Source organism: Leucobacter sp. USHLN154, from assembly GCF_037145595.1.
GTDB lineage: Bacteria > Actinomycetota > Actinomycetes > Actinomycetales > Microbacteriaceae > Leucobacter > Leucobacter alluvii.
On record NZ_JBBCXF010000004.1, the window covers coordinates 75,769 to 87,677 of the forward strand.

An 11,909-nucleotide genomic window follows, 5' to 3' on the forward strand; every position below is an offset into this window, starting at 1 on the left:
GACTCGGAGCATGTTCGCGCGCGCGATGGCTCGCTGGTACTTCGGGATGCAGGCAGGCGCCGGCGCGCTGTGGTGGGTCGGCGTGTTCACCGTCCCTGGAGTGCGGCAGGCGACGCTCGGCGGCCTCGACGCTGAGACCATCGCGGTGTTCGACATCCCGCTCTTCGTCGGCGCTTCGGCGCTCGTCGCGGCCGGCGTGCGGTCGGCAGTCTGGGTCGCCGTCCCCTGGACGCTGCTCGTCGCCCTCGGCATGTCCACGTACGCGACGGTGACAGGACTCGGCGGGTGGGGCGCCATCGCGATGGCGGCGGCTGCGTTCGGCAGCATCGGCGCCGGAGCACTCGATCGGTACGGGCGCCTTCCGAGCGACGAGCTGCTCGTCGGTCCGTTCGCGTTCCGTGAGGCGGATCACGCGACGAGCGGCGGATACGTCGCCCGGACCGGGCGCCAGATCATCGTGTTCTGGGGGTGCTTCCTCGGGGTGCTGCCCCTCGTCATCGCCGTGATCGAGGCGCGCTGGGGGGTGAGGATCGCGTTTCCGCTGCTCGCAGCGGTCGCCGGCGGTGCGTGTTTCGCGGCCGGAAGTGCGCTCGGCGTCTGGTCGGCGCTCACCATGTCGACCCGAGGTGAGGGCACACCGCTTCCGTCTGCGTCGGCGCGGCGTCTCGTCATCGCCGGGCCCTATCGGTGGGTGCGAAATCCGATGGCGCTCGCGGGCGTGGTGCAGGGCGTCGGGGTGGGGTGCATGCTCGGATCGTGGCTCGTCGTCCTCTACGCGCTCGCAGGCTCAGTCGTGTGGAACTGGCTGATCCGACCGCATGAGGAGTCCGATCTGCGCGCGCGCTTCGGCTCGGAGTTCGCGGCCTATGAGCGCGACGTGGGTTGCTGGGTGCCGCGCGCGCCGCGGCTTCCCCGCCGCTGACGAACCGAAGGCGGGCAACGCGCCGAGATTGATCGGATGTTGTGTAGGGTGTCCTAAGTTTCATATGATGAGTGGTCTGTCCAGACCACCGTTTCAGGGAGACCGACTTCTTATGCGATCCGCTCCAGCACACCCTCTGCGCCTCCTCCCAGTCGCGCTCGCCGCGCTGCTCCTCGCCGGCCTCGCGCTCATCCTCATTCCGCAACCGGCCCGGGCCGCGAGCTCGCAGTTCGCCATCGCCGGCACGCACAGCGTCGGCGAGGTGAGCCGCACCGCAGTAGTCGACGACGCCCGCCAGCGCGTCTACGTGACCGTCGACGGCGACTCCGCGGAAGGACCGCTCAGCCGGATCGAGTGGTTCGACATGCAGACCGGATCTCCTGCCGCCGAGAGCATCGACCTGCCGCAGGCAGAGCCAACGGACATCGCGCTGAGCGCCGACGGTGCCAGCCTCTACGTGCTGCACAACCGATCGGGCACCATCAGCATCGTCGACCTCGAGTCGGCCGACCACGAGGTGCGCGAGATCGGAGGGGTGCCCGCCTTCCCGAGCGGCGTGGTCGAGGATCGCGACACCGGAATGCTCTACGTCTACGATTCGAGCGCCCTCACCCGTGTCGACGTGGCAACGGGCGCCGTCTCCGCGCCGATCGCGATCAGCACCGAGCGCTACCCCCTGATCAAGGACGCGGTCTACGACTCGACGAACCACATGATCTGGATCGCCGAGGGGCGCGCCAAGGTGATCACCGGCTACAGCACCATCACCGGCACCTGGGTCGATTCGCTCGCCTTCCCCGTCTCTGCTCTCGCCGTCGAGGGGGAGCCGGTGGGGGGCCGCGCCGCGGCGCTGGCGATGGATGAGCGCCTCGGCGAATTGCATATCGCCGTGTCGCCGACGCTCACCGATTCGTGGGACCGCACGAAGGTGGTGAGCCTTCGCGTCGCAGACGGCCGCTTCGTCGGCACGCCCATCGAGGTGGGTGAGAACGTCTACGAGATGACCGTCAATCCGACGACGCACGAGGTCTTCACGACAGACGGATTCTCGAACACCGTCTCCGTCATCAGCCCGGATACCTGGACCGCGCAGACGGCCGTCGATTTCACCGCTGCCGGAGTGACCGCCGGCACCGGCGCCGGGAATGCCGATACATGGGGGCTCGACGTGAATGCCGATGGCACGCGGGCCTACATCAGCCACCCGTACTCCGACAGGCTGAGCGAGCTCGTTCGAACGGGCGACCTGGTGACCCCGATGATCCGCGAGGAGACTCCCGGTCAGGGCGACACCGAAGAGCCCCCGGGCGAGCAGGCCCCGTGGGAGGGTCCGGAGGCGCCAGCGGCGAGCCCGGCACCCGCCGGCGCGTCGGAGACGAGTGACGGCGGCCTGGCGTGGGCGCTCAACGAGTACATGCTGGCCTGGTCACCGAGACCGCTCGGAGCCACCACGCGTGAGAACGCGGAGTTCGGGTTCGCCGACGGATCGGGCTGGTACGACACCGTGAGCGGCGCGGCCGACATCGTCTGGAACGACGGCATCTTCGTGCAGCACTACCCGGGCCTCGCGCCCGAGGTGAGCACCACCCTGGGCAACCCCCGCCTGCAGATCGCCGCCGACGGCACGGGATCGCTGACCTTCGATGCGGCGTGGAAGGTGTCCGGCGAACTCGCGAGCGACGGCTATCGACGAGTCGCTCTCGCGACGTTCTCCGACGCGGTGATCACGCGTGAGGGAGACCGACTCTCACTGACCGCAACCCCTGACTTCACCGGGCGCGCGCTCGAACTCAACGGACGCACCTACCCGGACTCCTACCCCGCAGACTTCGTGCAGTGGCTCGATCCGCAACTGCAGCCCTGGTGGTTGACCACCGGTGCAGCGATGGACTCCGAGAAGGTGCCGCTGCCGTTCTCCGTGACCGCGACGGTCGTCGAAGCCGCGGCTGGAGCCGATGCCGACACCGGTGCCGAGGGAGCCGCAGACGGCGCGGGGACGGCCACCGGAGCCGCAGACGGCGCGGGGACGGCCACCGGAGCCGCAGACGGCGGCGTCGACGGTGCCGGCGAGGCGGGTGCGGTCGAACCGGGTGCGTCGACGGGTGCCCCGGCGCGTGCTGCTGCGCAGACGGCCGGTTCTCCTGAACTGGCCGCGACGGGGGCCGACACCGCACCGTTGGCCGGGCTCGCGGCCTCCCTCGCGCTCGCCGGGGTCCTCGTGCTGGGCGCACGCGCCGCTCGCCGCACCACGCGCTGAGATCGCACCGATCAGGGCCGGCCTCGCGACTCGTCCGGGTCCGGGGCCGGCTCAGCGGAGTCACCCGCGATGCTCTCCACGCGGCGGCCGAACGTCGCCGGGTCAACCGGACGCAGGCGCTGGGGCAGCTTCTCGACCACGAGCAGGTACGACTCGGTCACCAGATCGTCGAGCATCTCGGGTTCGAGTGCCCCTCCCCCCGTGAGGGTGATCCAGTGCTTCTTGTTCATGTGGTAGCCCGGATTGATCTCGACGTAGGCCTCGCGCAGCGCCGTCGCGTCGGCGGGGGCGGCCTTGAGCGTCACGATGGGCGTCTCACGCAGATCGGACACCAGCATGAAGACTCTGCCGCACACCTTGTAGACGTCGAACTCGGGGCCGAACGGGTGCTCGAGTGCGGCCCCCGGCAGCTCGTTCGTGCGCGCCGCGGCTCGCTCCTGCAGCACCAGACCGTCCATGGGTCGATTCTCGCGCACCCCGTCGATGCTCGCCAGCGTCGGCGCGCACTCACGCGTTCAGGACGGTGATCCGCGCGTTCAGAGTTTGCATGGAAATTGCAGAGGCGGACCGCCCGCAACTAGTCTGATGTAAGCAAGGCTGTCCTAAGTTGCACGAGCGACCGAGTCGGAATCGCCTCGTCCCCGCCCCTTTCGATTCAGGATCCACCGCATGCCACCAGCCAGTCCAGCATCTGCGTCGCGCGAACCCGTGACCCTGCGCGGCGAGCATCTCGATCTCGCGTACGGCAAGACCGACGTGGTGCGCGACGTGTCGATCACGCTGCGGCCCGGACGCGCGACCGCCCTCGTCGGGCCGAACGGCAGCGGCAAGTCCACACTGCTGCGCGCGCTCGCCCGTCTCCACCCGGCGCCCAGCGGCGCGGTGACGATCAGGGCCGCCGGGACCTCAGACGCCCGCCCCGTCTCGCTGCTCACCGCCCGCGAGTTCGCCCACGAGGTGACCCTCTTCTCGCAGTCGCGCCCAGCTCCGCAGGGCCTGACCGTCGGTGAAGTCGTCGCCTTCGGCCGCCATCCGCACCGTCGCCGCTTCGCCGGCCTCACCGAGGCCGATCGACGGGCGATCGATCATGCGCTCGGTGCCACGGGCGTGCGCGACATGGCCACCCGCCCGGTCGGCGAACTCTCGGGCGGCGAGATGCAGCGCGTGTGGCTCGCGGCATGCGTCGCGCAGGAGACCGGCGCGGTGCTCCTCGACGAACCCACCAACCACCTCGACCTGCGCTATCAGATCGAAACACTCGACCTCGTGCGCGATCTCGTCGAAGAGACCGGTGTCGCCGTCGGCATCGTGCTCCACGATCTCGACCACGCCGCGCGCGTCGCCGACCACCTGATCCTGATGGATCACGGGCGCATCCGCGCTTCGGGCGCCCCGGCCGACGTGCTCACCGCTGAGCACCTCCGCGAGGTCTACGGCATCCCCGTCGAGGTCGACGTCGACGAACTGACCGGTCGCGTGCGCGTCGACCCGATCAGCAGGCACGCGCCACGATCGCCCAGCGCCGGAAGCCCTGCCGGCATCCCCCACGTCTCGTTCACTCCAGCCACCCCCTCCGAGAGGAACCCCGCATGATCCGTACTCTTCGCACCGCAGCCGCGGCCGCGGTCGTCACCGCCGTCGCGTTCACCGCAGCCGGTTGCGGCACGACCTCTGTCGAGGGAGGCGCCGACGACGCGCCTCAGGCGACATCAGAGGCCTGCCAGAACGACTCGACCACGACGTCGACCGGTCCGATCGAGATCACCGACGGCGTCGGCCGCACCGTGCAGCTCGACGCACCGGCCGAGCGCATCGCGGTGCTCGAATGGCAGCAGGCCGAAGACGCGATGACGCTCTGCGTCGCGCCCGTCGCGGTCTCCGACCCCGAGGGGTACTCCACGTGGGTGAGCGCGGAGAAGCTTCCCGAGGACGTGGTCGACCTGGGCACCCGAGGCGAGCCCGATTTGGATGCGCTCTACGGCGCGAAGCCCGACCTCATCATCGTCGAGGCCTTCGAGGCCGACGCCGATATCGTGCAGACGCTCGAGCAGGAGAGCGATGTGCCCGTTCTCGTGACAGTCGGAGCCGACACGAAAGACCCGATCGGCAACATGAAGAACGTGTTCACGCTCATCGCCGAGGCCACGGGCCGCACCGAGCGCGCCGAGGCGGTGCTCGCCGATTTCGACCAGCACCTCGCCGACGCGAAGGAGGAGGTCGCCACCGCCGACCTGCCCACGACCGACTTCGTCTACTTCGACGGCTGGATCGAGGGCAGCAACCTCGTGATCCGCCCCTACGGCGAGGGCGCGCTGTTCACCGCCTTCGGCGAAGAGCTCGGCCTCACCCCGGCGTGGTCGGACGACATCGACCAGGCGTACGGCAACGGCGGGGTGGATCCCGCCTACGGCCTCGCGCAGACCGATCTGGAAGGCCTGACGGCCGTCGGCGATGCGAACCTCTTCTACACGGAGGAGGGCGGCTACACCGACGAGCTCGAGAAGAGCGCGATCTGGAACTCGCTCCCCGCCGTCGAGGAGGGCCGTGCGCGCGCCTTCCCCTCCGGGGTCTGGGGTGCGGGCGGTCCGCTCTCGGGCCAGCAGGCCGTCGACGCATTCGTCGACGCGATCCTCGAGAAGTAGCGGACACAGGAACGCGATGGCGACGAGCACCGCTCCCGTGACCGCGGGGCCGCGAGGACCCGCGGCTCCGGATGCCGGCACCACTGGATCCCAGGGCCCGAGGCCGCAGGGACCCGGCCTGCGGAACCTGGGCCTGCGCGGTGGAGCGAGCGGTGTCGCGGTGCTCGTCGCACTGGCGGTCGGCGTCGTTGCCGTCGGCGCCTGGCACATCACCCAGGGAACCTCGGGCGTCGGGGTCTGGGACCTCATGCGATACGCGGGCGGCGCCCGAGAATCGGTGAACGGCGTCCCGGTGGGCGACGTGCTCACCGGTTCCCGACTGCCGCGTCTCGCGGCCGGCATCGCCGTCGGAGTCGCGCTCGGAGTCGCAGGCGCGCTGCTGCAATCGATCACGCGCAACCAGCTCGCCTCTCCCGACACGCTCGCCGTGACCGCGGGTTCGTACTTCGCGCTCACTGCAGTCGCGGCCTTCGGGCTGTCGCTGCCCATGTGGGCGTCTGGCGGCGTCGCCTTCGTCGGCGGTCTCGCGGCAGCCGCGCTCGTGCTCACCCTCGCCGGCAGTACCGCTGGTACCGGCACAACCAGACTGATCCTCGCCGGTTCTGCGCTCGCGATGGCACTCGATGCCGGCACCGCGATGCTGCTGATCCTGTTCAAGGAGAACACCACCGGCCTCTTCGCCTGGGGCAGCGGATCTCTGGCGCAGCTCAACATCGACGCCTCGTTGCGCGCCATCCCCCTCATCGTCGTCGTGCTCGCGGTGGCGCTGCTGCTCGCACGCCGACTCGACGTGCTCGGCCTCGGCGACGACACCGCCTCCGCGGTCGGGGTGCCGATTCGCGCCACCCGACTCATCTCGGTGACCTGCGCCGTGCTGCTCACGAGCACCGCCGTCATGCTGGCGGGGCCCATCGCCTTCGTCGGACTCGGAGCACCCGTGCTCGCCCGGCTCATCGCCGCGAAGGTGCGGCCCGTCGCACGGCACGTGCTACTCATCCCGGTCTCCGGCCTGCTCGGCGCGCTCCTCATCCTCCTCGCCGATGCCGGGCTCCGCGCGATCCTCGGCGCGGAGGGTGCGACGTCCGTGCCCACAGGAATTCCGACCGCGCTGCTCGGCGCCGTAGTCATCGTGGTGCTCGCGCTCCGCATGCGAGACGCGGGGGGCGTGCGGAACCCGCCACAGGCGAAAGCCCCCGGGCGCTCCCGCCGCCGTCTCGGCGTCGTCATCGCCATCGCCGGGGTGCTCCTCGTCGCCGCCGCGATCGTCGGGCTCCTCGCGGGCAGCCTGTGGCTGCGAACGGGCGACCTCGCACTCTGGCTGCAGGGAGCCGCTCCCGACCTGGTCACGCGCGCCATCGACGAACGCGTTCCGCGCGTGGCCGCTGCGCTGCTTGCGGGCGCGGCGCTCGCGCTCTCCGGCTGCGTCGTGCAGTCGACCGTGCGCAACCCGCTCGCGGAGCCCGGACTGCTGGGAATCACGGCAGGTGCCGGGCTCGGCGCCGTGATCGCCGTGACCAATGGGGGCGGGCGACCGCTGCTCGTGGTGCTCGCCCTCGCCTTCGGCCTCGCCACGTTCGCGCTCATCGCAGTGCTCTCCTGGCGCGGCGGCATGCTGCCCGATCGCTTCGTGCTCATCGGCATCGGCTGCGGGTACGGCCTGACGGCGCTCACCACGTTCCTGCTGCTGCGCGCCGACCCCTGGAACGCCCCGCGCATCCTGACGTGGCTCTCCGGCACCACCTACGGGCGGTCACTCCCGGACGTGCTGCCCGTCGCGATCGCGCTGGTGATCGCCCTGCCGATCCTCATCGGGCTGCGCCGCCATCTCGACCTGCTCGCCATCGACGAGGACACCCCGCGCATTCTCGGCATCGGGCTCGAGAAGACGCGCTTCTCGCTGCTCGCCATCGCAGCCGCACTCGCGGCGGTCAGCGTGGTGGCGGTCGGAGTCATCGGCTTCGTCGGACTCGTCGCCCCGCACCTGGCGCGCGCCATCGTCGGCGCCAGGCATACGCGCATCATTCCCGTCTCCATGCTGCTCGGCGGCCTGCTGGTCTGCGTGGCCGACACCCTCGGACGCACCCTCATCTCGCCCGCCCAGCTGCCCGCCGGGCTGATGCTCGCACTCATCGGCGCCCCATACTTCGTGTGGCTGCTGCGGCGCTCGGCCTGAGGCGGGGGCGCACCCCGCTCAGCCGGTGACGGCCTCGCCGAGGAAATCCTCGATGAGCGCCGCGACGAGCGCCGGCTTCTCCGCGACGAGACCGTGCGTCGTGCCGGGGATGAAGCCGAGACGCGCGTTCGGCAGCGCTGCGGCGATGCGCAGCGAGTGGAGCGGTCGCACCGTGTCGCGGTCGCCGGCGAGCACCAGCACCGGCGAGGTGGCGCGCGCGAGGTCGGTCGGGTCGATGTGCGGCTCGGTCGTCCAGAGTCGCATGCACTTCTCCCAGACGGCGTCGGCGTGAGCGGCGCCATCGGGCGACAGGCGCTCGAAGGCTTCGCGCTCGGGGCTCACGCGATCCTGCGCTTCGGGGCTGTGCGCCGCGCGGCCGGCCGGCGGCAGTGCCGGCAGGATCGGCCCGTTCACCGCCGGGTCTCGGTCGTAGGCCGAAGGGTCGAGGTTCGCACTGATCGCGGTCAGCGTGCGCACTCGTTCCGGATGCTGCATTGCGAGGAGCAGCCCGATGATCGCTCCGTCGCTGTATCCGACGATGTGGGCGTCGGCGAGATCGTGCGCGTCGAGATAGGCGAGCGCATCGGCGACCCCGCTCTCGTAGGAGTAGCCCCCGGCGATATCCGCGGAACGACCGTGCCCGGGCCGCTCGTAGGCGTGCACGCGGCGCGATGCGGCGAGCGCGCCCGCGATCGGGGCGAGCGACTCGAGCGAGCAGAAGCCGCCGTGGAGCATCACGACGGGCTCGCCCGCGCCCGCGACCTCCTCGTACAGGTCGACGCCGCCGATGCGCACGTTGGCCATTCCCCGTCCCTCCCGTTCGCGTGAGCGTCTACTGCCAGTTCCGGGCGAGGCGGCGCAGCTTGCGCCCACGCCAGTGCCACATCAGGGCGAGCACCGGCCGGAAGAGGGGTGCGATCGCGCCGCCGATGTGCAGCTCATCCGTCCAGACCGCACGGTGCTCCGAGGCGCGGGATCGCGAGATCGTCATCTCGTGCCGCCACTCGGCGAGCAGTGCGAGCGGTCCCGTGAGCGGACGACCGTGATCGCGCATCGTACGGGGCCAGTCGGCGCCCGCGGCCGAGGGAAGATCGGTGATCCGGATCATCTGGGCGCCGACCGGCAGCGCGCCGAAGACGCGCAGCCGCGCGCGCATCTCGGTGCCAGTGGTCAGCGCTACCGGAAACGCGCGTTCGGGCTGCATGACGAGGAACGGCGCGTACAGCTCGGCCGCGACGCTCGGATCGTGGAGCGCGCGCCAGGCGACGTCAGGCGGGCAAGCGGCTTCGAACTCGGTGCGGATGCGCATGCATCCCAGTCTGCACCCCGCGCATGCGAGCGGGCCGGAGGCGCATCCCCGACCCGCTCGCAGCACCGCGACGAGAGCGCTACTCGGCGACGAAGAAGAGTCGCTTGTTCGCGAACTCCCCGATGCCGATCGGACCCATCTCACGGCCGAAGCCCGAGCGCTTCACGCCGCCGAACGGAATCTCAGCCGACTCCGCGGCGATGATGTTTACGTGACTCATGCCGGTCTCGAGTCGCGAGGCGACCCGAGTGGCGCGGGCTTCGTCGGTCGAGAACACCGAACCGCCCAGCCCCAGCGCGCAGTCGTTCGCGAGCTCGAGCGCCTCCTCGTCGCTCGACACCCGGTACACCGTGGCGACCGGCCCGAAGATCTCCTCGCCGTACGACTCGGAATCCCGCGGCACGTCGACCAGGACCGCCGGCGAGTAGTACGCGCTCGGCCCCTCGGAGAGCGTGCCGCCCGCGAGCAGCCGCGCCCCCTCGGAGACGGCCTTCTGCACCTGCGCGTCGACGGTCTCCGCAGCTGTGCGCGACGAGAGCGGCACGTACTGGCCCTCCTGGAGATCGAGCTGGTCGCCCGGCTCCAGGCCCTCGGCGAGTTTCACGAGCTCAGCGACGAACTCATCGTAGATGTCGTCCATCACGATGAGGCGCTTGTTCGAGTTGCACACCTGGCCGGCGTTGTAGACGCGGAAATCCCACGCCTGCTTCGCGACATCGGCCACATCGTCGGAGTCGAGCACGACCATCGCGTCGATGCCGCCGAGCTCGAGCACCGCCTTCTTCAGATGCGATCCGGCCTGCGCGCCGATGATCGCTCCAGCGCGCTCGGAGCCCGTGAGCGACACTCCCTGCACCCGCGGGTCGGCGATGATCGTCGCGATCTGATCGTGCGAGGCGAACACGTTCTGGTATCCGCCGACGGGAACGCCGGCCTCTTCCATGATCTCCTGGATCGTCAGCGCAGAACGCGCGCAGACGTCGGCGTGCTTGAGCAGGATCGTGTTGCCGAGCACCAGGTTCGGCGCTGCGAAGCGCGCCACCTGGTAGTACGGGAAATTCCACGGCATCACGCCGAGGAGCGCGCCCACCGGCAGGTGCTCGATGTACGCCTTCCCCGGAATCGTGCTCGGGATCTCGTAATCGGTGATCAGGCTCGGACCGTGCACCGCGTAGTAGTCGATGATCTGGGCCGCGAACTCCACCTCGTCGATCGATTCGGCGATCGACTTGCCCATCTCCAGCGCGATCAGACGAGCGAGCTCGTCCTTGCGCTCGATGAACAACTCGGCGACCCGTTTGACGACAGCGGCGCGCTCTTGCACGCTCCGCTCCCGCCATTCCCGGTATACGGCGTCGGCGCCCGCGAGCGCCTCCTCGATCTGCGCATCGGTCGCGGCCTCGAACGTCTCGAGAACCTCACCCGTGGCAGGATTCTGCACCCGGTACTTGGACATGGTTATCTTTCCTCCAGATAGGGCGGCGCGTCGACGCGCCAGGATCCGCATGAGATCACGCGGCTCCGCGTCCCACTGTACCCACGCCCCTCGGGAATGCGTGCGCGGCGAACCTCGCCGGGAGTCATCCTCTCGGGGGAGGCGGTGCGCCGCGAACCTGCTTAGGCTCGAACCATGGAACCCCAGGCCCTCATCCTGATCATGACGATCGCCGTTCCCGGCGTCGTCGCCGCCGTCGTCACCGCGCTCAACGCGAAGCGCTGGAACATCGCGATCCGCGCTCAGCGCGCCCGCCGCTCCGCGATGCAGCGCGACGACGCGACGACTCACACGGGGTAGGGCTCGCCCCGCAGCAGTTCCGCGAGGTGCGCGGCATTGGCCGCCGCTGTGCGGATGGTCGTCGCCACCGCCTCCGGCGTCTCGTCGAGCTCGCGGTAATCCGTGCCGCCCATCGCCTGACCGTTCCAGTAGACCGAGGACTGCGCCGGAATCGTGAAGCCGGTGTCGCCGAGCGCCTGCGCGAGAATGCCGCAGATGTGGTGCGCGCCGTCCTCGTTGCCGACGACAACGGGAATCGCGACCTTGCCGAAGAGGGTGGGACGACCCGATGCGTCGGTCGCGGAGATCTCGGCGTCGAGCCGCTCGAGCACGCGCTGCGCGACGCTCGAGTGCTGCCCCAGCCACGTCGGCGTCACGAACACGAGCACGTCGGCCTGCAGCACCGCCTCTCTGATCTCGGGCCAGGCGTCTCCCTCACCCATGTCGTTCTCGACGCCGGGGAGGATCCGGTGATCCACCGCGCGGATCGACGAGCCCTGCACCCCGTGCTCCTGCAACTGCTGCAGCACCTGCCCGCCGAGCACGTCACCGCTCGAGGGCTGGGGCGACGGCTTCAACGTGCAGTTGATGAGCAGCGCCCTGGGAGCGGCGATCAAGGATTCGTCATGGGCATCAAAAGTGGTCTCGTATCCTGACATGGGCCGAGACTACGGGCGGGCGCCGAGACGGCATCAGGGGGTTTCGCATTCTGCGCGCTCGCGCTAGCCGTGGCCCCGGATCGCGGCAACCCGCCGAAAGCGGCATGATCCTCCGCAGTTCAGCGTCCTGCAGTCACGGCACTTTCACGGCTGCCACCGCTAGTTTCAGTACT

11 protein-coding genes are annotated in these 11,909 nt (G+C 70.1%); 6 read left to right on the forward strand and 5 right to left on the reverse strand.

Going from position 1 to position 11,909, the window contains the following annotated elements:
* Window positions 1–10 precede the first annotated feature (10 nt).
* Both WFH23_RS08320 and WFH23_RS08325 read left to right on the forward strand, forming a co-directional pair.
* Window positions 11–922, forward strand: a complete 912-nt coding sequence (locus tag WFH23_RS08320; protein WP_336662187.1) for a methyltransferase family protein — start codon at window positions 11–13, stop codon at window positions 920–922.
* Between the two features lie 112 nt (window positions 923–1,034).
* Window positions 1,035–3,179 carry a YncE family protein gene (locus WFH23_RS08325; protein ID WP_336662188.1) on the forward strand — a complete coding sequence of 715 codons (2,145 nt, stop codon included), beginning with the start codon at window positions 1,035–1,037 and terminating at the stop codon, window positions 3,177–3,179.
* Window positions 3,180–3,190: 11 nt separating this feature from the next.
* On the opposite strand, the gene WFH23_RS08330 is transcribed toward WFH23_RS08325, so the two are convergent.
* The gene (locus tag WFH23_RS08330; protein WP_090145645.1) at window positions 3,191–3,637 is read right to left on the reverse strand and encodes an MmcQ/YjbR family DNA-binding protein; all 447 of its coding nucleotides are present in this window, start codon (window positions 3,635–3,637) and stop codon (window positions 3,191–3,193) included.
* A gap of 211 nt (window positions 3,638–3,848) precedes the next feature.
* Here WFH23_RS08330 and WFH23_RS08335 point away from each other — a divergent pair, with 211 nt between their 5' ends.
* The 3 genes from WFH23_RS08335 to WFH23_RS08345 are packed head-to-tail and all read left to right on the forward strand — an operon-like array spanning window position 3,849 to window position 7,994.
* Window positions 3,849–4,772 carry an ABC transporter ATP-binding protein gene (locus tag WFH23_RS08335; protein WP_336662189.1) on the forward strand — a complete coding sequence of 308 codons (924 nt, stop codon included), beginning with the start codon at window positions 3,849–3,851 and terminating at the stop codon, window positions 4,770–4,772.
* A complete protein-coding gene (locus WFH23_RS08340; protein WP_090145653.1) occupies window positions 4,769–5,821 on the forward strand; it encodes an ABC transporter substrate-binding protein in 1,053 nt (350 codons plus the stop codon). Before WFH23_RS08335 ends, WFH23_RS08340 begins: the two co-directional genes overlap by 4 nt.
* Before the next feature lie 16 nt (window positions 5,822–5,837).
* The gene (locus WFH23_RS08345) at window positions 5,838–7,994 is read left to right on the forward strand and encodes an iron ABC transporter permease (RefSeq protein ID WP_336662190.1); all 2,157 of its coding nucleotides are present in this window, start codon (window positions 5,838–5,840) and stop codon (window positions 7,992–7,994) included.
* Window positions 7,995–8,012: 18 nt separating this feature from the next.
* On the opposite strand, the gene WFH23_RS08350 is transcribed toward WFH23_RS08345, so the two are convergent.
* The 3 genes from WFH23_RS08350 to WFH23_RS08360 form a co-directional block, all read right to left on the reverse strand.
* The gene (locus WFH23_RS08350) at window positions 8,013–8,798 is read right to left on the reverse strand and encodes an alpha/beta fold hydrolase (protein ID WP_336662191.1); all 786 of its coding nucleotides are present in this window, start codon (window positions 8,796–8,798) and stop codon (window positions 8,013–8,015) included.
* Between the two features lie 28 nt (window positions 8,799–8,826).
* A complete protein-coding gene (locus WFH23_RS08355; RefSeq protein ID WP_090145658.1) occupies window positions 8,827–9,303 on the reverse strand; it encodes a hypothetical protein in 477 nt (158 codons plus the stop codon).
* Window positions 9,304–9,382: 79 nt separating this feature from the next.
* Complete coding sequence (locus WFH23_RS08360; RefSeq protein ID WP_336662192.1) at window positions 9,383–10,759, reverse strand: NAD-dependent succinate-semialdehyde dehydrogenase; 1,377 nt, start codon at window positions 10,757–10,759, stop codon at window positions 9,383–9,385.
* 174 nt (window positions 10,760–10,933) lie between these two features.
* On the opposite strand from WFH23_RS08360, the gene WFH23_RS08365 reads away from it, so the two are divergent.
* The gene (locus WFH23_RS08365) at window positions 10,934–11,098 is read left to right on the forward strand and encodes a hypothetical protein (RefSeq protein WP_176698233.1); all 165 of its coding nucleotides are present in this window, start codon (window positions 10,934–10,936) and stop codon (window positions 11,096–11,098) included.
* On the opposite strand, the gene WFH23_RS08370 is transcribed toward WFH23_RS08365, so the two are convergent.
* Window positions 11,086–11,736: a flavodoxin family protein gene (locus WFH23_RS08370; protein WP_090145662.1), complete on the reverse strand. Its 651-nt coding sequence runs from the start codon at window positions 11,734–11,736 to the stop codon at window positions 11,086–11,088. The genes WFH23_RS08365 and WFH23_RS08370 overlap by 13 nt on opposite strands.
* Between the last annotated feature and the right edge of the window lie 173 nt (window positions 11,737–11,909).

Bases quoted from the DNA above. Each gene is read 5' to 3' on its own strand.
- WFH23_RS08320 (WP_336662187.1), top strand. From the start codon at position 11: ATGTTCGCGCGCGCGATGGCTCGCTGGTACTTCGGGATGCAGGCAGGC.
- WFH23_RS08325 (WP_336662188.1), top strand. From the start codon at position 1,035: ATGCGATCCGCTCCAGCACACCCTCTGCGCCTCCTCCCAGTCGCGCTC.
- WFH23_RS08330 (WP_090145645.1), bottom strand. From the start codon at position 3,637: ATGGACGGTCTGGTGCTGCAGGAGCGAGCCGCGGCGCGCACGAACGAG.
- WFH23_RS08335 (WP_336662189.1), top strand. From the start codon at position 3,849: ATGCCACCAGCCAGTCCAGCATCTGCGTCGCGCGAACCCGTGACCCTG.
- WFH23_RS08340 (WP_090145653.1), top strand. From the start codon at position 4,769: ATGATCCGTACTCTTCGCACCGCAGCCGCGGCCGCGGTCGTCACCGCC.
- WFH23_RS08345 (WP_336662190.1), top strand. From the start codon at position 5,838: ATGGCGACGAGCACCGCTCCCGTGACCGCGGGGCCGCGAGGACCCGCG.
- WFH23_RS08350 (WP_336662191.1), bottom strand. From the start codon at position 8,798: ATGGCCAACGTGCGCATCGGCGGCGTCGACCTGTACGAGGAGGTCGCG.
- WFH23_RS08355 (WP_090145658.1), bottom strand. From the start codon at position 9,303: ATGCGCATCCGCACCGAGTTCGAAGCCGCTTGCCCGCCTGACGTCGCC.
- WFH23_RS08360 (WP_336662192.1), bottom strand. From the start codon at position 10,759: ATGTCCAAGTACCGGGTGCAGAATCCTGCCACGGGTGAGGTTCTCGAG.
- WFH23_RS08365 (WP_176698233.1), top strand. From the start codon at position 10,934: ATGGAACCCCAGGCCCTCATCCTGATCATGACGATCGCCGTTCCCGGC.
- WFH23_RS08370 (WP_090145662.1), bottom strand. From the start codon at position 11,736: ATGTCAGGATACGAGACCACTTTTGATGCCCATGACGAATCCTTGATC.